Annotated in this window: 16 protein-coding genes and 1 pseudogene; 3 read left to right on the forward strand and 14 right to left on the reverse strand. The window is 71.2% G+C overall.

The genetic code is table 11. From position 1 onward, the window contains the following. Positions 1-37: 37 nt before the first annotated feature. The 10 genes and pseudogenes from ACFVIU_RS02110 to ACFVIU_RS02155 form a co-directional block, all read right to left on the reverse strand. Complete coding sequence (locus tag ACFVIU_RS02110) at positions 38-868, reverse strand: integrase (RefSeq protein ID WP_385840004.1); 831 nt, start codon at positions 866-868, stop codon at positions 38-40. After that, positions 865-1716: a sigma-70 family RNA polymerase sigma factor gene (locus ACFVIU_RS02115; RefSeq protein ID WP_385840005.1), complete on the reverse strand. Its 852-nt coding sequence runs from the start codon at positions 1714-1716 to the stop codon at positions 865-867. Before ACFVIU_RS02115 ends, ACFVIU_RS02110 begins: the two co-directional genes overlap by 4 nt. Before the next feature lie 176 nt (positions 1717-1892). Next, positions 1893-2282 carry an ATP-binding protein gene (locus tag ACFVIU_RS02120; RefSeq protein WP_385840006.1) on the reverse strand — a complete coding sequence of 130 codons (390 nt, stop codon included), beginning with the start codon at positions 2280-2282 and terminating at the stop codon, positions 1893-1895. Between the two features lie 97 nt (positions 2283-2379). Next, positions 2380-3216 (reverse strand): helix-turn-helix domain-containing protein, encoded by an 837-nt coding sequence (locus ACFVIU_RS02125; RefSeq protein ID WP_385840318.1) that lies wholly within the window; start codon positions 3214-3216, stop codon positions 2380-2382. A 1915-nt stretch (positions 3217-5131) separates the two neighbouring features. Further along, positions 5132-5296, reverse strand: a pseudogene (locus tag ACFVIU_RS02130) (site-specific integrase); the annotation flags it as partial. Between the two features lie 1276 nt (positions 5297-6572). Next, on the reverse strand, positions 6573-7826 hold the full coding sequence (locus ACFVIU_RS02135; RefSeq protein WP_385840008.1) for a styrene monooxygenase/indole monooxygenase family protein: 1254 nt from the start codon (positions 7824-7826) through the stop codon (positions 6573-6575). A 46-nt stretch (positions 7827-7872) separates the two neighbouring features. After that, positions 7873-8535 carry an ATP/GTP-binding protein gene (locus ACFVIU_RS02140; protein WP_385840009.1) on the reverse strand — a complete coding sequence of 221 codons (663 nt, stop codon included), beginning with the start codon at positions 8533-8535 and terminating at the stop codon, positions 7873-7875. Then, complete coding sequence (locus tag ACFVIU_RS02145; protein WP_385840010.1) at positions 8516-8935, reverse strand: DUF742 domain-containing protein; 420 nt, start codon at positions 8933-8935, stop codon at positions 8516-8518. The genes ACFVIU_RS02140 and ACFVIU_RS02145 overlap by 20 nt, the downstream gene beginning before the upstream one ends. Continuing rightward, on the reverse strand, positions 8932-9450 hold the full coding sequence (locus ACFVIU_RS02150) for a roadblock/LC7 domain-containing protein (protein ID WP_385840012.1): 519 nt from the start codon (positions 9448-9450) through the stop codon (positions 8932-8934). The genes ACFVIU_RS02145 and ACFVIU_RS02150 overlap by 4 nt, the downstream gene beginning before the upstream one ends. Beyond that, on the reverse strand, positions 9447-12290 hold the full coding sequence (locus ACFVIU_RS02155) for a nitrate- and nitrite sensing domain-containing protein (RefSeq protein ID WP_385840319.1): 2844 nt from the start codon (positions 12288-12290) through the stop codon (positions 9447-9449). Before ACFVIU_RS02155 ends, ACFVIU_RS02150 begins: the two co-directional genes overlap by 4 nt. A 384-nt stretch (positions 12291-12674) precedes the next feature. Here ACFVIU_RS02155 and ACFVIU_RS02160 point away from each other — a divergent pair, with 384 nt between their 5' ends. After that, entirely contained in the window at positions 12675-13466 is a 792-nt protein-coding gene (locus ACFVIU_RS02160) for a protein phosphatase 2C domain-containing protein (protein WP_385840013.1), read from the forward strand. A 9-nt stretch (positions 13467-13475) separates the two neighbouring features. Here ACFVIU_RS02160 and ACFVIU_RS02165 read toward each other — a convergent pair whose 3' ends face one another. After that, positions 13476-13967: a MarR family winged helix-turn-helix transcriptional regulator gene (locus tag ACFVIU_RS02165; protein ID WP_385840014.1), complete on the reverse strand. Its 492-nt coding sequence runs from the start codon at positions 13965-13967 to the stop codon at positions 13476-13478. A 225-nt stretch (positions 13968-14192) separates the two neighbouring features. Between ACFVIU_RS02165 and ACFVIU_RS02170 the strand changes: the two genes are divergently transcribed. Beyond that, a complete protein-coding gene (locus ACFVIU_RS02170) occupies positions 14193-15035 on the forward strand; it encodes a lysozyme (RefSeq protein ID WP_385840016.1) in 843 nt (280 codons plus the stop codon). Between the two features lie 92 nt (positions 15036-15127). After that, positions 15128-17461 (forward strand): SpoIIE family protein phosphatase, encoded by a 2334-nt coding sequence (locus tag ACFVIU_RS02175; RefSeq protein ID WP_385840017.1) that lies wholly within the window; start codon positions 15128-15130, stop codon positions 17459-17461. Here the strand turns inward: ACFVIU_RS02175 and ACFVIU_RS02180 are convergent. The 3 genes from ACFVIU_RS02180 to ACFVIU_RS02190 all read right to left on the reverse strand — a co-directional run bounded on the left by ACFVIU_RS02180 (position 17458) and on the right by ACFVIU_RS02190 (position 19034). After that, positions 17458-18048: a hypothetical protein gene (locus ACFVIU_RS02180; protein WP_385840019.1), complete on the reverse strand. Its 591-nt coding sequence runs from the start codon at positions 18046-18048 to the stop codon at positions 17458-17460. The genes ACFVIU_RS02175 and ACFVIU_RS02180 overlap by 4 nt on opposite strands. Before the next feature lie 74 nt (positions 18049-18122). Then, on the reverse strand, positions 18123-18551 hold the full coding sequence (locus tag ACFVIU_RS02185; RefSeq protein WP_385840020.1) for a hypothetical protein: 429 nt from the start codon (positions 18549-18551) through the stop codon (positions 18123-18125). A 78-nt stretch (positions 18552-18629) separates the two neighbouring features. Further along, complete coding sequence (locus ACFVIU_RS02190) at positions 18630-19034, reverse strand: hypothetical protein (RefSeq protein ID WP_385840021.1); 405 nt, start codon at positions 19032-19034, stop codon at positions 18630-18632. Positions 19035-19198 lie beyond the last annotated feature (164 nt).

Here is a 19198-nt window from a genome sequence, read left to right on the forward strand (position 1 = left end):
GGGGGTATACGAGGTGGTCGGCCGCCGCGCGGAGACGCTAAGGCAGCGTCCAGTGAAGGACGGTGGCGTCGTCCTGCGCCTTCCCGCGTGGCCATCGCCGGCCGTCGGGGTCGCCCGCCTCGGCTTCACGCACTCGCCGGACCAGCTCCTCGGGCCCCGAGGCACGAAGGACGTCCAACGCTTCTTCCCAGTCAGCGAGTTCGAACCGGTCGACCAGCCGCGTCGCCCCATCGCTGAGCAGCGTCACGGAGGCGAGCGAATCCAGCGGCACCGTCCCCGTCACGGCATGCTCGGCCGCCTGCGGATCGGGCCCGGCGATCCAGAACCCGCCCGGCCGATTACGAAGCCCCGTCAGGGCGTCCCGGTACTCGGCGAGCGCTGCGGAGTGCTCCGGGGAGCCGGTGGGGAGCGTGTCGACCGGCCCGCGCAGCCGTTTGCCGACCTCGTCCAGGCGCCGGTCGGTGACGACGGTCGTACCGCCGTCCTTGTCGGCCAGGAGCAGGGAGGAGTCCCCGAGGACGAGGTACTCCAGGTCTCCCCCATCGACCTCGGCCCGTACGGCGACGACCGTGCTGGTCGGAGTGGCCCGATAGGCGAGGTCGCAGCTGTCCTCGTGCAGGGACCGGACGAGGTCGATCGAGTCGGCGAGGCAGTCGGCCAGCGGCCGGGCGGGCTGCGTGGTGATGCTGCGCAGCAGCAGGGCGCCCAGCGTTCCGGAGAACCAGGCGACCCCGTGCGTGCACCCGGTCTCGGCGCCACCGACGCCGGCACCGTCGAGGAGCACGGCCGCACCAGGAGCAGCGACGGCCGCGAAGTCCTCGTTCTCGCAGTCGGGATGAGCAGGCAGCGTGGCGAGGCTTACCCTCACGCCGCCGACTCCTCGTCGTGCCGGTAGAGGGGGCAGAGGAGTTCGGCGGACTGCGGTTCACTGGTCTCCGGGTCGTACGCCACACCCACAAGCGTGGAGAACCGGCGGTCGCCGACCTGACCCCAGAGGGCATTCAGGTCGTTGGCGAGCAAGTGCACGACGCCGAGCGAGCCTTGCGTATGAATGCCGGCGATGGCGAGGAGCGAGCCGTTGCCGTCCGGACGGGACAGCCTGCCGAGGTATCCGACGTCGTACGGCCGGGCCGGGTCGCTGTCCTGCCCGGAGCGGTAGACGGCGCCGGTCCGCCGGTCCACCACGGTCCAAGGCCCGTCTTCCGCGCGCTCCCAGTGCAGGACCGGGTCCTGAGCGTACGTGTCCCACATCGCCTGCGACATACGCGGACCGCAGACGACGACGAGGCCGTCACGGTTGAGGTCGATCTCACCGGTCACCGGGACGTGCTCGGAGGTGACGTCGAGGCCGTACGACCGCGCCAGGTCCTCCAGCCGCTTGCCGGAGCTGACGTCGTCCACGGCGACGACCGTCCGCCCACGCTCGTCGTCCCGCCGCAGCGGGGTGGCGACGGTGACGGCACCCCGACCGAGGAAGGCACCCTCGGGCGCCGGGCCGGTGTGGCGGATCTGGTGAATGCGCCCGCGGCTCAGGCCGGCCTTCGCGGCGATCTGCGCGTACGACAGCCCTTGCGCATGCAGGTCCTGCACCACGCGTCGGCGAAGGCGAGCAAGCTCGGTCACCTCCTGCTGCGCGTCCGCCAACCTGGTCGTGACCTCGCGCAGGAGCCGGTACGGATCCTCGATCGCCGCGATCCGCTGTAGCTCGTCCGACATGCCCTCACCTCCTGGTAACCAGGAGTCTAGGGCCCTAGACGGAATGGGCGGCAGACGCTGCCCCGTACGAACGCCGATCACATAGAACCGGGACAGCCGTCCAGGCACACCCCGAGGGCTCACCCGTCACCGCCCACTCGTCGGCGTGCCGCAAGCAGCCGCCGGTGCGGACGCGGTCACGCGCCCTCCCTCACCAGCTCGGCCCAGACGGAACGACCGTCGGGCCACTGCTTCACGCCCCAGTTCTTGGCGCAGCCCGCGATCAGCAGCAGACCACGGCCGCCTTCTTCCTGTTCGGCGGCGTCGCAGAGGTGCGGTTCGCTTTCGCCGCCCTGGTCCACGACCTCGATGCGGACGAGGTCGCTCCTGAAGCCGACGATCACGTAGAAGCAGCCGCCGGCCGCTCCGCTCCTTGTATGCCGTACGGCATTGGTGGCCAGCTCACTGACCACCAGGACGGCATCCTCGGCCGAGCCCTGCTCATGGAGGAGGGACGCGACGAAGTGACGGGCATGAGCCACCTCCTCGGCAAGACCACGGAAGGCACGGCACCACTTGGTCTGCATGGAACACTCCCGAACTATGTCTAGGGGGCTAGACAGCACAGCGGCGAGAGTATTGCCGGAGAGGCCAAGAGGCTAGACATCTTTAGGAATTATTCCTCTAAGGGGTGAGGCTGTCGCCCAAGTCCCGGAACTCCTTCATCACCTGCATCAGCAGGTCCCGCACCTCGGCGCCGAAGACGGCAGCCGCCTCGAAGCGGGCGAACGTCTCCTCGTAGGTGGCGAGTTCGTCGGGGTCGTCGGACACCCTCTCGCTGTCGAAGGTCTCCACGACCACCGCCCGCTGGTCGCACAAGGTGAAGCCGTGGCGCGGGAGGACGGGGACCGGCCGCTGCCAGGGGATGACACCGAGCCGGACCGTACTCAGACTCTCGACGGCCAGGAGCCGGTCGAGCTGGGCCAGCATCAGCGCGGGACTCCCGGGCCAGGTCCGCAACACGGCTTCCGTCAGGACGAACGCCGACTCCCGACCCGGTTCGTAGAGCACGCTCTGCCGGTCCACCCGGGCAGCGACAGCTCGACCGATCGCATCGGAGGTCGAGTTGGGGGCACTGGCGAAGACGTGCCGGGCGTACTCGGCAGTCTGGAGCATGGCCGGCAGGACGACGCATTGGAACGAACGCACCAGCCGAGCGGACCGCACCTCGTCATCGACTGCCGCGCCCACTTCGACAGCGGACGAGCGGTCGGCGGCAAGCACCGCAACGAAGAGGGCATGCACCTCACGAGCGGTGGCTTCATCGAGTCCGAGCGCCAACACGATCCGGTCAAGTACATCCCGGCTCGGCACCATCCGCCCGGTCTCAACCTTGGACACCGTCGGCTGCCCCACGCTGGCGCGCTCCGCCAGCACAGCACCCGTCAGTCCGGCCTCACCCCGCAGCACACGAAGACGCGCTCCCAACGCCTTCATCCGCTGCTGCCGTTCACTCCCCATGCCCAGGGTTCTACACCACGGGCCAGCGACGGCATGATTCAAACTTTCTCTACTGGTTCAAGCACCCGTCGTCGCTTCGCTCCTCCGGGTGGGAGCGGGCGGCCGGCGGCGCCCGCGCTCATGTCTCCGCCCCGCTCGGCACCGCCGGCCGCCCGCTCCCACCCAAGAGGCAGGCACACAGTGCGTGAGGTCAGAACACGTCGTGGCTGGGGCGGTCGGCTCCGCGACTTTAGCCAGCCACTTTGGCGCGAGCCTCGAAGATCATGGCCCCAACGTCGTGCTTTACCGGGCAGGTCCACAGACTGCCCGACGCGCCGGAAGCTTACGGGGCCATGATCACTCGCGCCAAAGCAGCTCCCGGCCAAAGTCGCTACACCGACCGCGTGCGCAGGCGCTACGGCCAACCAGGCTCATTGCCACCAAGAGCTCTCCTGGACTCCTCTTCGAAGTGCAGACAAGCCTGGTGCATTGCAGCCTCTGCCTGATCGCGGCTTGTGGAGGTATAAGCCCACAACCGCTGCGACTCTCCGGCGTGGTCTCGGCCAAGTGTGGCGAACTCCTTAAGTAGGGCGGTGCAAGATACAACGACCTCTCCGGCGGCAGTTCTCATCTCTGGCGGACCTTCCATGGAAACGATGGAAGCCAGCTCGTTCAGCGCTGTGATTGCAGCTTCAGTGTCATGTAGCTGAGGAGGGACAGGGACATCCGCGCTAGGCGGGGGCGTGACCCGCTTGACCCGCTCGAACCGCCGTTCCACCTCGTGATACGCAGCCAGGAACTGTGAGTAAGCAGCGCGGCGCGCTTCGCGATGCACGATGCGCCGCTGCTCATCACGATCCGCCTGTTTGTCCAGGCGCTCCTGTCGCCCCTTCAGTAGAGTGAACGCCCCGGTCAGGAACACACCTGCAAGCGCGCTAGCTGCGCTGATAAGCGCTATTGACTGTTCAGCCATGCCTCATCCAACCGAAATGCTGGCCTGGTGCGCAGCAATTCACCCCGAGCAGCCCCCTCCACGCGGGGCTCTGGCGCCGAGGGATCCGGCACTATCCGGGGCCGTCTGTGCGCCGTCCGAGGGTGGACAACGACGACAGATGACGACAGCCGAGGACAGCCCTTCCCCTGGTGAGCGATGGTGGGTTGGGTATCGGCGCAGGCTCCCATCGGCGAAGCAGTGTTGAGGTTGTGCGGTGTGCCGGCGACCGCAGACCCCGCTATCGCTTCCGCGAATCCTCTCCGAACTTGAGCGCAGCGAGCACAGCGGGGATGTCCTTCGGCCTGCACCGCGCCACAGCGGACCGGCCCAGCAGGAACCGGCTGCACTCACGCACGAGGGCGGTGAACCGGTGGAGCAGACGGACGATTGCGAAGATCAGCAAATACCAATGAGCATGCATGGCGAACCCCCCGGGTGGCAAAGCCACTCCCTAGAAGGTCCACCGAGATCACTGGATGCTCTCGCAGCCGAAACGGCCGCCCCGAAGCTGGGCGCACCGGTGGGTACGCTCATGGTAGCCCGACCGCGCAGCGCTCCGTGGCCGCGTGCCCCGGACGTGCCCGATCGGGCGGCGAGCGCGGGGGAACAACGGGGAACCACGGTGAGGGTCTAGAGAACGCCGAGGTCAGCGCCTTCCCAGCTCACACCACGTCCGCATACGCGATCTTCCAAACTAGAGACGGCCCCGGTGCAGCCGGGGCCGTCTGTGGGCCGTCCGAGGGCGGCCGACGTCGGCCAACAACGACAGCCGACGACGGCCGGAGCCCAGGTCAGAGGGCCGTCAGGTTCCAGAGACCGAGGCCAGGTAGGCGGCCGTCTTCTCGGGGTCGGAGAAGCAAGCCGACGGCCCCGCAAGGCATCTACCAGCGGTTTCCACCGAACTGGTCAGCCTTAACGGGGCCGTGGGCCGTCTGTGGGCCGTCAGACAGGACGTTGGGCCTCGGCATAGACCGTCGCGATCGCCGTCCGGGTTCGCTCCTGGCTACTCGGCATGAGGTGCGCATAGATCCGCAGCGTCAGGGCGGCGTTGCTGTGCCCGAGGTACTCGCTGACCGCCTTGATGCTCTCCCCGCCGTCAAGCCCCGGCTCCGCCGCGGGCGACGCTCCTGCCTCCGGCCCGCTCTGCCCGCGCTGCGCCGACGCGCGCCCACTGGTGTGGCCATGAGTTGAGAGCAGTCGCCGAGCGTCAGCCACGGTCAGAACAGTGCCTCCGGCGGGGGATCGGCCGGCACCGGGATGGAGGGGGCGCCGTTCCCGGCTGCGGGTCCGTTGTGGCGGGTGTTGGGGGCTCCCATCCCGCACACCATCGACCCAGGCAGAGCCGAGCAGACGCGGCCCCTGGCGTCCAGGTCGTTCGTACAGTGGCGCGCTCCACCTGGACGCCAGGAACCACGCCCGCTCCACGGTGTGTGGGTCGACGGCGTACGGGATGGGAGCGGGGGTGAGTGGTGGGTTAAGGGGCTTCAACCGGCCCACCGCGAGCCTTCGATTCGAAGGAATCCACCCCTCCAGCAGCAGGTTGATTTAATAAAACTAGGCAGAGCAGCCCTCTCACCTTGGATGTTTGTGCTGTAGCCCTTTGTGAGGCACACTCGACTCGTACGCACCCGATGGGCTGATTGCCGGAGCGCGCGCACCCGCCTGAGCGGCACAGGTATGCGCCGACGAAGCCACAGAAGGCAAAGCTTGCATCAAGCACGCTTGACCCGTTTAGGGAGGAGAGTGGCGATTTACCCGAAGCTTGCAGGCAAGCCCCAACATATGCAGAGGCGACGTCCACTTGACCGCTCAGGTGGACACCGAAGCAGGAGAGGAGTGCGAGCCTTGGAGGCCCTTCGTGAGCCCGGGGTAGCCCAGCCTTACTGACTCCGAGGCGAATGGCGCAGCAAGTGCGCTACTCTCATGCAGGTTGTGCAAAAATGCCAAATAGCCGTGCGTCGAACTTCCCTGAACGGCCGCACGGCCTTGGCTCTAACCAAGGAGAACATCATGTGCGACCCCGAGAGGTGCCCCACCCTAACGCATCCTTAGATGCGTCCACCGTACCCCCCTGTGCATTGCAATGCAATGCACAGGGGGGATTGGGTACCTACTGCTGCCCCTGTCAGCACACAACCAAAGCTGACGGACCCTCACGCAAGTCCCGCACAGAGAGGGCGACTGAGGTGCTGCAACTGGTCAAGGAGATCGCAACGTTGATCTTGCTCCTGTGCACCCTCTTCGCGCCCCACGAAGGCGTGTCCTTCGCGTGCCCCTAGAGACGGCCCCGGTGCTGCCGGGGCCGTCTGTGGGCCGTGCGAGGGTGGCCGATGTCGACCGACAACGACAGCCGACGACGGCCGGAGCCCAGGTCAGAGGGCCGTCACGCTCCGGCGACCGACGCCAGGTAGGCGGCCGTCTTCTCCGGGTCGTAGAAGAAGTCCTCGAAGTCGGCCGGGTCGTCGAAGGCGTTGGCGATGCGGTCGGCGACGGCCGGGAGCGCGCCGGCCGCGCCGAAGAGGTTCAGGACGTGCTCCGGCGGCGGGGCCAGCATCGCGTTCGTCCACTTGGTGACGTGCTGGGCGGTGGCCCAGTAGCGGTCGAAGGCGGCCCGCATCCAGTCCTCGTCGAAGGGCTTGTCGCCGTGTTCCAGGATCGCGGCGAGGTAGGCGGCCGCGCACTTGGCCGCCGAGTTGGAGCCCTGGCCGGTGATCGGGTCGTTCGCCACGACCACGTCGGCCACGCCGAGGACCAGCCCGCCGGAGGGGAGCCGGCCGACGGGGTTGCGGACGGTCGGGGCGTAGCGGCCGGCCAGCGTGCCGCCCGCGTCGGTCAGTTCGACCCTGGTGGCCCGCGCGTACTCCCACGGGGTGAACTTCTCCATGAGTTCCAGGGTCAGGGAGAGGTGCTCCGCGGGGTCCTTGACGCCGGTGAAGACGTCCAGCGGGCCGCCGGGTATGCCCTCCCAGAAGAGGATGTCGGCCGGGCCGGAGGTGGTGAGCGTCGGCATGACGAACAGCTCGCCGACGCCGGGGACCACATTGCAGCGGACCGCGTGGAAATCGGGGTGCTCGGGGCGGGGGCCCAGGCCGTGGACGTAGGCCACCGCCAGCGCGCGCTGCGGCTCGGTGTGCGGGGAGCGCTCCGGGTCGCGGGCGAACATCGACACCAGCTCGCCCTTGCCCGCGGCGACCAGGACGAGGTCGTAGGCGCGGGAGAAGTAGTCGAGGTCGCCGACCGCCGCGCCGTGGATGACCAGCTGGCCGCCGCGCTGCGCGAAGGTCTCCATCCAGCCGGCCATCTTCACCCGCTGGTCGACCGACTGCGCGTACCCGTCGAGCCGGCCCACCCAGTCGATCGCGCGCTGGGTGGGGCCCGGGTCGTGCGAGCCGGGGGCCGCGACCGACACGCCGAGTCCTTCGATCTTCGGGGCCTGGGACTCCCAGAAGTTCAGCTGGAGATCGCGCTCGTGCCCCAGGGCGGTGTCGAACATGCACTGCGTGGACATGACCCGGCCGGAGCGGATCTCGTCCGCGGTCCGGTTCGACATCAGGGTGACCTCGTAGCCGTGCGACTGGAGGCCGAGGGCGAGCTGGAGTCCGGACTGGCCGGCTCCGACGACGAGTATCTTCCGCATACGGGGGAGGGCTCCTTACGGGGATTTCTCGGGGACTGCTCCGGGACTACTCGGGGGTTTCGTCCAGAGCGTGCGCGACCAGGGACAGCAGGGTCTCGATCACCGAGATCCGGCGCCGCGCATCCATGATCATGATTGGGATGTGCGCGGGTATGGTCAACGCCTCGCGGACGTCCTCCGGGTCGAACCGCTCGCTGCCGTCGAAGTGGTTGACCGCGACGACGTACGGCAGCCCGCAGCTCTCGAAGTAGTCCAGCGCGGGGAAACAGTCCTTCAGCCGACGGGTGTCGGCCAGCACGACCGCGCCGATCGCACCGCGCACCAGGTCGTCCCACATGAACCAGAACCGCTGCTGGCCCGGTGTGCCGAACAGATACAGCACCAGGTCGTCGTCGAGCGTGATCCGGCCGTAGTCCATGGCCACGGTGGTGGTCAGCTTGTCCGGCGTGGCGGAGAGGTCGTCGGTGCCCTCGCTCGCCTCGGTCATCAGCGCCTCCGTCTGGAGCGGCGTGATCTCCGAGACGGCCCCGACCAGCGTGGTCTTGCCGACGCCGAAGCCCCCGGCCACCACGATCTTGGTGGCGACGGGGGCCCGGGTACGGTCCTTCTGCCAGGCCTTCAGATCCTCGTCGGGCTCGGTGAAGCCGGCGACGAGCGGGGTGACGCCGGTGGCGTCGGCGACGGTGGCGTCAGAGACGGCGGAGTCCACTCAGCACCCTTTCCAGCAGAGCGCGGTCCGGGCGGCCGGTGCCGTGACCGGTTCCGGTGCCGTACACACGGATCTTTCCCTGGTCCGCGAGATCGCTCAGGAGGACGCGGACCACGCCGAGCGGCATCTTCAGCAGCGCGGCGATCTCGGCCACCGTGCGCATACGGCGGCACAGTTCGACGATGGCCCGCAGTTCCGGCATGACCCGGGTGTTGAGCGAGCCGTTCGTCAGCTCCTTGCGCTCCTCGGGGGCGTCGAGCGCTGCCGTGCTGGCCACGAACGTCTCCACGAGGAGGACATGGCCGAAGCGGGTACGGCCGCCGGTGAGCGAGTAGGGGCGGACGCGGGCGGGCTTGCGGTCGCCGCCGCGGACGGGGAGCTTCGGCGGGCGGCCGCTCATCGGACGGTCCCGGTGGCGGTGTCGGCCTCCAGTGACTGCCGGAGTTCCGTGCGGAGTTCCGGGGTGAGGACATGGCCGGCCCGGCCGACGAACAGCGCCATGTGGTAGGCCACCACGCTCATGTCGCACTCGGCGGAGCCGTGCACGCCGAGCAGCGAGCCGTCGCTGATCGACATCACGAACAGGCTGCCCTCGTCCATGGCGACCATCGTGTGCTTGACCCCGCCGAACTCCAGCAGCCTGGCCGCGCCCACGGTGAGGCTGCCGATGCCGGAGACGATCGTGGCGAGGTCGGCGGCGGAGCCGCGGGGGCCCTTCACCGGGGCGGACCTGCGTTCCTGGAGGGCCTGGCGGGACTGCTCGGTGTGGCCCGGGTCGGAGGAGAGCAGGAGCAGGCCGTCGGAGGAGACCACGGCGACGGACTGGATGCCGGGGACCTCCTCGACCAGGTTGGTCAGCAGCCAGTGCAGATTGCGGGCTTCACTGCTCAGTCCGTAGGTACTCGGCGCGGTCAACTGGTTGCCTCCTCGGCTGTACCCCCCGTGGTTTCTTCGGCGTGTGCGACATCGGACGGCCGCCGGTTGTTGGCCGTCTCTTCCTCGATCTGCGCTTCTACGTCGCGGTAGCCGGCCTCCGCCCCCCGGCGGAAGCCGCCCAGCCTGCGGCGCAGGGCCTCGGCGTCGACCGAGCGGGTCCGCTGGCGCGGGGCCTCGGCGGGGGTGGTGATCCTGGGTGTGCGTTTGGGCAGGCCCTTGCTGGTGAGCGGCTCCTCGGCCTCCCCGTCCGTACGGCCTTCGTCGTCGGCCGCGGACGGCCCCTCGGGGGCGCCTTCGCCGTCAGCGGCGGGCTCGCCGGATGCCTCCTGCGGCGGGGTGGGATCCGGGAGCAACAGCTCCATCGTGGTCTCGGCATACGCCTCGACCCCCACCTCCGGATGTCCACCCGCGGCCCAGCCCGCGTCGTCGGCCGCGGCCCCGTGCTCATCCTGAGCCCGGCCCTCGTCACCGACCGCGGAGTCATGGTCTCCCTCGGAGACAGCCTCCTCGGCATCCACGGCGTCCACAGCATCCGCCGACTCACCCACGGACTCATCCGCGGCCCCACCGTCGGCTTCCACAGCCGGCCCCTCCGCCGAACCGCCGGACGCAGCGGGCAGCGGGGTCGGGGGTGTGGGGCGGGTGGGCAGGATGTTGGAGTTGGCTTCGGCGTTGGCGCCGGGGAGGGAGACGGGGGTGCCCTGGGCGGAAGCCTGGGGTGGGATCGAAGCCGGGGCGGCCTCCGCGAGCAGGGTGGACGGAAGGATCACCACCGCCGCGGTGCCGCCCTGCTTCTGCTCGCGCAGCCGTACCCGGACGCCATGGCGGTGGGCGAGGCGGGCGACGACGTACAGGCCGAGGCCGAGACCGTCCTCGCCCTCCTGGTCGTAGGGGGACTCGGGGTCGAAGTCGGTGAGGCGGGAGTTCAGGCGGTCGAGGCGGTCCTCGGTGACGCCGATGCCCTCGTCCTGGACGGAGAGCATGATCTCGCCGGACTCCAGCAGCCAGCCGGAGACCTCCACGGGAAGGTCCGGCGGGGAGAACGAGGTCGCGTTCTCCATGAGTTCCGCCAGCAGATGGGAGAGGTCGTCCGCCGCGAAGCCCGCCACATGCGCGTGCGGGGGCAGGGAGGCGATGCGGACCCGCTCGTAGCGTTCGATCTCGCTGACCGCGGCGCGGACCACGTCGACCAGCGGGACCGGCCCGTGGTGCGGCTGCACATGCTCGGTCCCGGCGAGGACCAGGAGGTTCTCGCTGTGCCGGCGCATGACCGTGGCGAAGTGGTCCAGCTTGAAGAGGGTGGCCAGCCGGTCGGGGTCCTGCTCCCGCTCCTCCAGGCCCTCGATCACCCCCAGTTGGCGCTCGACCAGGCCCAGGGTGCGCAGGGCGAGGTTGACGAAGGTGCCGCCGATGCTGGTGCGCAGCCGCTGCAACTGGGCCTCGACGTCGGCCAGTTCCGCGCGCAGCGACTCCCGGGCGTCGGCCATCTTCTGCCGCTGGCCGACCAGGTGCTTGCGGTCGGTCTCCAGCGTCGTCACCCGCTCCTGGAGGGCGAGCGCGTGCGCGTGCAGGGCGTTGACCGAGCGGACGACCTGGGCGAACTCGTCGTTGCGGCCGGTGAAGGCGATCGGCTCCTCGGCCGTCGGCTGCTCGGACTGCGCCAGCCGGGCCGAGCCGCGGCGCAGCACGGACAGCGGGCGGGTCAGGGTGCGGGCCATGGCCGTGGCGATGCCCACGGCCACCAGCATCAGCACGCCGAGGACCGCGACCCGGACCTCCAGCGCGGTGACGTCGTCGTCGCGGAGCTTTTCGAGGTCCTTGGTGCGGTGGTCGTAGAGCGCGGACTCGGCGCCGCGCATCAGGTCGACGCGGGCGGACAGGGCCGCGTCCAGCTTCTTGGTGCTGGTGGTCAGCTCGCTGTCGGCGAGGGTGGGCTGGTCGGTGAGCGTGGCCAGGTACTTCTCCGCCGAGTTGACCTCGGGGCCGGTGACGGTGGAGGCGTAGGAGTCCACGGCCGCCTTGGGGGCGGTGGCGCGGAAGCCGGCGAGTGCGGCGTCGGCGCGGACGCGGGCCTGCTGGGCGGCGGCGGTGAGCGCGTCGCGCTGCTTGCGGTCCGCCTCGGTGGTCAGCGAGGTGGTGGTGGGCAGGCCGGTGAGGGGGTTGATCACCGTGCGGGTGGTGGAGGGGACGTTCAGCGCGGCCAGCAGCAGCCCCCGGGCGGCGGCGGACTGCTGGACGGCGGTGTCCAGTTCGGCGAGCGCATGGGCGCCGGAACCGGCCCGCGGGGGCATCCGGTCGGCGAGCTGCTCGGCGAGCCGGTGCAGGTCGGTGATGATCGCCGAGTAGGCCTGGTGGGCCTGGAGGGCGGTGGACTTGCCGGTGAGGGCCGCGTGCCGGTTCGGCTCGATGGCGTCGAGGTCGGCGCGCAGGCTCGCCGGGGTGTCGGGGTCGGCGCGCAGGTCCTCGACCTCGTGGTCGACGCGGGCGCTGCGGTCCTCGGAGGGCGCCTTGGAGCGGGGGCGGCCCGCGGCGATGTAGGAGGTGACCTCGTCGCGCTCGTCGGCGAGGGAGTGGGCGAGGGCGAGGGCGTCCTCGGTGCGGGCGGCCAGGGTCACCAGGTCCTGCGAGTCGCTGACGTTCCCGGAGGCGGTGAGCAGTGCGGGCGCGCCGGCTCCGGCGACGGCCGCGGCGACCACCGCGACGGCGATGATCAGCCGGGTGCGCACATGAGTGGGGCGGCCGGTGCCCACGGGGGTCTGCTCGGCGGTCCCCTCGGGGGCCGTCTGCCTGCCTGTGCGCCGAGGCCGCTTCATCTGCACCGGTGCTCGCATTCCGTAACTCGTCTACCCAAGGGCCCGGGTGGCGGCCCGTCATGTCGGCGCCAAGTGGTGCGTACACCCGGTTCGTACGGTTCCCGACCCTCCCAGCGCCGGTGGGCGGTGGTCGTGCATCACCTGACCCGCCACTCGAAGGAGTGAACATCGGAGGGGAGTTGGCGGGCAAGTTCCTCTGGCGCGTGCACGGCCCCTGCGCGGGGGGCCGGTTGGACGCGGGCGGCAGGCTTTGGCAGGATTCGCCACCGCGTCTTGCCGGAGTGCCTCATTCCCTCCCAAACCAGACGGCTGACCTGCGGGGTCGTGGTCATTCGGCAACGCTTCGCAGCCTTTGGCGCACGCTGTGAAGAGGTCGTGCAGACTGGCCGAATGCGCACTGATCTGGTCTCGGAACCGGGCGACGCGGCCCGCCCCGACGAGGACTTCGCCTGTGTCGGACTTCCCGCCTCCGGACAGGGGGGTTGTGTGATCGTGCTGGACGGGGTGACACCGCCGCCCAGCGGCGAGACGGGCTGTCTGCATTCCGTCCCCTGGTTCACCGCGCACCTGGGTGGCGCACTGACCGAACTGACCGTTTCCGGGCGAGATCTGACGCTGCCGGAGATTCTTTCCCGGGCGATCGAGCGCACCGCCCAGGCCCACGCTCAAACCTGTGAGCTTTCTCACCCGCGGACACCGCAGGCGACCGTCGCCCTGGCCCGCTGGTCCGCCGACCTGGTCGAGTACCTGGTGCTGTCCGACGCGGTGCTGCTGCTCCGGTCGCCACAGGGTGCGGTCACCCCGGTCCTGGACGACCGGCTGGCCCGGCTGCCCCGCTCGGCGCTCGCGAGCGCGGCCGTGGTCGACAGCATGCTGCGCAACAAGGAGGGCGGCTTCTTCACGGCCGCCGCGGATCCCTCGGTGGCCGCCCGTGCGGTGACCGGCGCGGTGCCCCGCGCGCAGGTCCGCGCCCTGGCCGCGCTGACGGACGGCGCGAGCCGCTGGACGGAGCTGTTCCGCGAGGGCGACTGGACGGCCCTGTTCGACATCCTCGCCAAGGAGGGGGCCCGGTCGCTGGTGGACCGGGTGCGGGAGCTGGAGGCGGCGGACCGCGAGGAGCGGGCGTTCCTCGGCCGCGCCAAGACGCACGACGACGCGACCGCGGTGTACGTCGAGCTGTGAGCCCGGCGGCTACTTCTCCATGACCCGGTTCAGCTGGTGCAGCAGCCGGGCGAGTTCCGCCACCTCGGTGCGGTTCCAGTGGGCGAGCTGGCTGACGTAGCGGGCGCGGCGGGCCTCGCGGACCGTGCCGACGCGGTGGCGTCCCTCGTCGGTGAGGGTGACGAGCCAGGCGCGGCCGTCGGCGGGGTCGGGCTCGCGGGCGATCAGGCCCAGCTCCTCCAGGGCGCGCAGCTGGCGCGACATGGTGGCCTTGCCGACGCCGATGTAGCCGGCGAGTTCCGTGGCCCGCTGGCCGCCCTGTTCGTCCAGCCGGATGAGCAGTCCGTAGGCGGCGGACTCCAGATCGGGGTGGACCTCCCGGGCCATCTCGCCCTGGTTGGCCCGGGCGCGCCGGAGCAGCACGGTCAACTCGCGCTCCAGCGCCAGGAACTCCTGGTCTGCACCACTGGGCGTCACCTGGCGGGCGCCGAGTGGTTCGTCGCCGTTTCCGTCCTCGTGCACGTCAGCACCCCTGATCGGTTTCGCGGTCCTGAAAGTTTCTGTCAAACGCCGCCATTGCCGCAGCTCGGTCAGTATTTCGCAGGCGTAGACCAACGGCGGTGGCCGGACCCCCTTCCGTCGCCCTATCTACGTGCGTAGCTTCTTTAGCGAGCAACCAATGGCATGCCCACGCCAGTGGGAGACCCCCCACATTGTGCTCCCCCACCTCACACCCGGAGGCACGTCATGCCCGTGCACAGACCCGGTTCCATCCGCCCCGCCCGCTCCCCGCGCGCCCTCCTTCTCACAGCCGGGCTGACCGCCCTGCTCACGGCGCTCGCCCTCGCGCTGCCCGGCACCTCCGCCCAGGCCGCGGCCAAGCCCAGCCGCGGCTCCGCCTACATGGGCATGGGTGTGCTCGCCCATGACGGCCGGAAGGGTGCCGCCACGCCCGCCTCGGTCACCCAGACCGAGGGCGTGGACGTCTCGGCGTACCAGGGCAACGTCGCCTGGTCCACGCTGTACGGCAGCGGGGTGCGCTGGGCGTACGTCAAGGCCACGGAAGGCACCTACTACACGAACCCGTCCTTCGCCCAGCAGTACAACGGCTCGTACAACGTCGGCATGATCCGCGGCTCCTACCACTTCGCCACCCCGGACACCACGAGCGGCGCCACCCAGGCCAGCTACTTCGTCAGCCACGGCGGGGGCTGGTCCCAGGACGGCAAGACCCTGCCCGGTGCCCTCGACATCGAGTGGAACCCGTACGGGGCGGCCTGCTACGGCAAGACGGCGAGCCAGATGGTCAGCTGGATCGCCGACTTCGTCACCACCTACAAGTCGCTCACCAGCCGTTACCCGGTGATCTACACGGCCTACAGCTGGTGGAGCCAGTGCACCGGCAACTACGGCGGCTTCGCCACGAACGACCCGCTGTGGATCGCCCGCTACGCGACGGACCCGGGGACCCTGCCCGCCGGATGGTCGTACTACACGATGTGGCAGTACACCTCGTCCGGCCCGACCGTCGGTGACCACGACAAGTTCAACGGCGCGCTGGACCGGGTGCAGGCCCTGGCCAACGGATAGCCGGCCCGTGGATCGCTGCGTTGGTGCTCAGCGGCGCCCCGGATCATGCTGGGGGGTGGAGAGCCTGCCGAGCAAGGGCGAGATGAGCGGCGATGGAGCGACAGTCCACGTACACGGCCACGGCCACCATCGATGAGCAGGGGATCCTCACCGGCTGGAGCGAGGGCGCGCGGCGGCTGCTCGGCTACGACTCCTCGGCGGTCGTCGGCCGTCCCGCCACCGCGCTGCTCGCCGCCGACGGTCCGGCGGCCCGGCGCGTCCTGGCCGGCCGGCAGCGCTGGCACGGCACCGTACCGCTGCGCCACCGCGACGGCCGGCTGCTGGAACTGGGCGTGCTCGCCCACCGCCGGGCCGCGGACTGGCTGGTGGTCAGCGCCGTCACCGCCCGGGCCCAGCCGCCCCGCGGCGAACCGCTGGAGGAGTGGACCTTCCTCCAGTCCCCCTTCCCGCTCGCCATCTTCGACGCCGATCTGCTGCTGGTGCGGGCCAACCGCCGGATGGAGCACACCCTCGCCCTGCCCGAGGCGGCGATGCGCGGACTGCGTCTCGCCCATATCGCGCCCGGCACCGGGAGCGAGGAGACCGAGCGCTCGATGCGGCAGGCGCTGGAGTCCGGCCGGCCCCAGGAGGCGCCGGCCGGGCTCGGTCCGGACCTGGGCCGCAGCGCCGTCCTCACCCCGCTGAAGGACGCCGGCGGCCGGGTCCGGGCCGTCTGCCTGTCCGCCCCCGCGACCGGGGAGGCGCCGCCCGCCGACTCCGGCACCCCCGTCGGCACGGTGGCCGACCAGTCCCGGGCCGCGCAGGAGCTGGCCGAGGTCACCGTCCCGCGGCTCGCCGACGTCATCGCCGTCGACCTGCTGGACACCCCGCTCGGCGAGGACGAACCCGTCTCGCCGACCGACCAGGTGGTGCTGCGCCGCGCCGCCCTGCGCGCGGTCCCGGACGAGGACCGGCCCGGCTACGGCACCGGGGTCGGCGAGGCCACCGTCTGCCCGGCGGACTCGCCGCCGGCCCAGTGCCTGGCGGCCGGTACGCCGCTGCTGTACGACACCACGGACCCGGCCGTCGCCGGGTGGGCGGCGCTGGACCCGGGCGCCCTCTGGCTGCGCGCCTCCGGCACCCGCTCGCTGCTGGCCGTACCGCTGCTCGCCGAGGGCAGCACGCTCGGCGTCGCGCTGTTCGGCCGGCGTCCGCAGCGGGAGCCGTTCGGCCCGGAGGAGCTGCGGGCGGCCGAGGAGTTCACGGCCCGCGCGGCCACCGGCATCCACCGGGCCCGCGCCCACACCCGCTCCCGCACCACCACCATGGCCCTCCAGCGCAGCCTGCTCCCGCACACCCTGCCCGACCAGGCCGCCCTGGAGATCGCCACCCGCTATCTGCCGGCCGCCACCCGGGCCGGGGTGGGCGGCGACTGGTTCGATGTGATCCCGCTGTCCGGGGCGCGGGTGGCGCTGGTCGTGGGGGACGTGGTCGGGCACGGCATCCGGGCCTCCGCGACCATGGGCCGGCTGCGGACGGCGGTGCGCACGCTGGCGGACGTCGATCTGCCCGCCGACGAGCTGCTCACCCACCTGGACGACCTGGTGCTGCGGCTGGCCGCCGACGAGGGCAGCGCGGACCCGGCCGCCGAGACCGCCGGCGGCATCGGCACCACCTGCCTGTACGCGGTGTACGACCCGGTCTCGCGGCGCTGCACCCTGGCCCGGGCCGGCCATCCGCCGCCCGCCGTGGTCACCCCCGACGGCGCCGTCCGCTTTCTCGACGTACCCCCCGGTCCGCCGCTGGGGCTCGGCGGGCTGCCGTTCGAGGCCGTCGAGACCGAACTGCCCGAGGGCAGTGTGCTCGCCCTCTACACGGACGGCCTGTTCGAGGCCCGCGACCACGACATCGACGAGGCGCTGGACAAGATGTTCGCCGCGCTCGGCCGGCCCGCCCGCACCCTGGACTCGGTCTGCGACCACGTGCTCACCGAGCTGCTGACCCATCGGCCCGACGACGACATCGCCCTGCTGGTGGCGCGCACCCGGGTACTGCACGAGGACCGGGTCGCCTCCTGGGAGCTGGCGCCCGAGCCGACCGTCGTCTCCCGGGCCCGCCATCTCGCCGACGACCAGCTGAGCGCCTGGGGGCTCAGCGAGGCGGCCTTCACCACCGAGCTGATGGTGAGCGAGCTGGTCACCAACGCCATCCGCTACGGCCGTCCGCCCATCCGGCTCCGGCTGATCCATCAGAACTCCACCCTGATCTGCGAGGTGTACGACGCCAGCGGGACCACCCCGCACATGCGGCGCGCCCGGATCTTCGACGAGGGCGGGCGCGGCCTGCTGCTCGTCGCCCAGCTCGCCGACCGCTGGGGCACCCGGCACGACCGGATCGGCAAGACGGTCTGGGCCGAACAGAACCTGACGGGGCTCCAGGCCCTTTAGGAAACGACCGGTCCGCTGTCGCTGCCCTGGTCGGGGGGCGGCGCGGGGTTGCCGTGGCCGCTGTCGCTGCCCTGGTCGGGCGGCGCGGAGTCGCCGTGGCCGCTGTTATCCGAGGGTGCCGAGGGTGCGGAGCCGTTCTGCGGTGCGTGGTCGCTGCCGCCGTCCGTGCCCGAGGTCGAGGGCGGCTCCGGGCAGGGTGCCCCGCCGCCCCCGCCGCCCCCGCTGCCACTGCTGCCGTTACGGCCGTCCCGGCCGCCGCAGCTGCCCCGGCCGCCGCGCCCGCCCGCACCACCGGTGCCGGTCTGGCCCGGGGCCGTACACACCGGCGGGCTGCCCGTGCCGTCCCCGCCGTTGCCCCCGTTGCCGCCGTCGCCGCGGCGGCAGTAGCCGTGGTCGTCCCCGTGCCGGTCGTGAGGGGAGTGGTCGTGGTGCCGGTCGTGGTCGCGGTCGTGGTGGGTGTGCGCGGGGCTGCTGTGCCCGAGCGGGGCCGCGAGGGCGGTGCCGGCGGGGACGGCCGCGCCGGTCACGGCGAGGAAGACGATGGCGGCGGCCGCGGTGAGCGAGTTCCTGCGCGTTTCGGTCTTCATGGTGCTTCCTGCTCGTCGGTTGTCGTGGGTGTTCATCGGGGTCATGGGGTTCGTCGGGGTGCGTGGGCGGTTTCTCAGGTGTGGCGCATGAGGACGGCCCAGTCGTCGTCGAGGTAGGCCCGTTTCCATGCCTCGACCTCGTGCGGGGACATCCGGTACTTGTGGGCGATCTGCGCCTCGGTCGCGCCGCCGTTCAGCAGGACCAGCACGACGCGGACCTTGTCGGCGAGGGTGAGGTCGCCCTTCGGCTTGTCGGGCAGGTCGGCGTAGCGGTTGCAGGCGTGGGTGCCGGGGCTGCCGGGCTTGCCGGGCTTGCCGGGCCGGCCGTTCGCGCCGCTGTCGCCGCCCTGGCCGCCGGCGCCGCCGTTGCCGCACTCGGAGGTGACGGGGCGGTCGGCCGCTGCGGGGGCCGGCAGGGCGCGGGCGGCACAGCCGGTGCCCGCGGCGAGGGTGACGGCGGCGGCCAGCAGACGGGCCGCGCGGAGCCGGAGTTTCCTGGTCATGGGGTGTCCTTGGGGAGAGGAGGGACACGGCGGCCCGGGCGGGCGCTGGAGCCCGCCCGGGCCGCCGTACCGTGCGGGTCAGCCGCCGTTGCCGCCGTCGCCGCCGTTGCCGCCCACGACCCCCCCGGCGCCGCCGTTGCCGCCGTTGCCGCCGGTGGTCCCGCCGTTCCCGCCGGTACCGCCGTTGCCGCCCACGACACCACCGGTGCCGCCCGTACCGCCGTTGCCGCCGGTCGTGCCGCCGGTTCCGCCGTTACCGCCGTTGCCGCCCTGGATCCCGCCGGCGCCGCCGTTGCCGCCGTTGCCGCCGGTGGTGGTGCCCTTTCCGCCGTTGCCGCCGTTACCGCCCAGGACCCCGCCCGCACCACCGTTGCCGCCGTTGCCGCCGGTGCCCTTGTGGTCGGCGTTGTCGTGGTGGTCGTGGTGGTCGTGGTCGTGGTCGTGGTGGTGGTGGTGCTCGTGGTGGTCGTGGGCGACAGCCATCGTCTGCACCTGGGGCATGGGGGCGGCCGTCGCGGTGACGGCCGGGAGCATCACTCCCCCGGGGGGGGCCGTTGTGGGGGCGGGGTCCGGGGCGTTGGGCTCAGCTCCGGTACTCGGGTTATCCGTTGGTTTTTGGATATTTGGGGTCTTGTTTTTGTTGTTTA

This window comes from Streptomyces sp. NPDC127190, from assembly GCF_042672505.1.
GTDB lineage: Bacteria > Actinomycetota > Actinomycetes > Streptomycetales > Streptomycetaceae > Streptomyces.

Bases quoted from the DNA above. Each gene is read 5' to 3' on its own strand.
- ACFVIU_RS02115 (WP_385840005.1), bottom strand. From the start codon at position 1,716: ATGTCGGACGAGCTACAGCGGATCGCGGCGATCGAGGATCCGTACCGG.
- ACFVIU_RS02120 (WP_385840006.1), bottom strand. From the start codon at position 2,282: ATGCAGACCAAGTGGTGCCGTGCCTTCCGTGGTCTTGCCGAGGAGGTG.
- ACFVIU_RS02125 (WP_385840318.1), bottom strand. From the start codon at position 3,216: ATGGGGAGTGAACGGCAGCAGCGGATGAAGGCGTTGGGAGCGCGTCTT.
- ACFVIU_RS02135 (WP_385840008.1), bottom strand. From the start codon at position 7,826: ATGCGGAAGATACTCGTCGTCGGAGCCGGCCAGTCCGGACTCCAGCTC.
- ACFVIU_RS02145 (WP_385840010.1), bottom strand. From the start codon at position 8,935: ATGAGCGGCCGCCCGCCGAAGCTCCCCGTCCGCGGCGGCGACCGCAAG.
- ACFVIU_RS02160 (WP_385840013.1), top strand. From the start codon at position 12,675: ATGCGCACTGATCTGGTCTCGGAACCGGGCGACGCGGCCCGCCCCGAC.
- ACFVIU_RS02170 (WP_385840016.1), top strand. From the start codon at position 14,193: ATGCCCGTGCACAGACCCGGTTCCATCCGCCCCGCCCGCTCCCCGCGC.
- ACFVIU_RS02175 (WP_385840017.1), top strand. From the start codon at position 15,128: ATGGAGCGACAGTCCACGTACACGGCCACGGCCACCATCGATGAGCAG.
- ACFVIU_RS02180 (WP_385840019.1), bottom strand. From the start codon at position 18,048: ATGAAGACCGAAACGCGCAGGAACTCGCTCACCGCGGCCGCCGCCATC.
- ACFVIU_RS02185 (WP_385840020.1), bottom strand. From the start codon at position 18,551: ATGACCAGGAAACTCCGGCTCCGCGCGGCCCGTCTGCTGGCCGCCGCC.
- ACFVIU_RS02190 (WP_385840021.1), bottom strand. From the start codon at position 19,034: ATGGCTGTCGCCCACGACCACCACGAGCACCACCACCACCACGACCAC.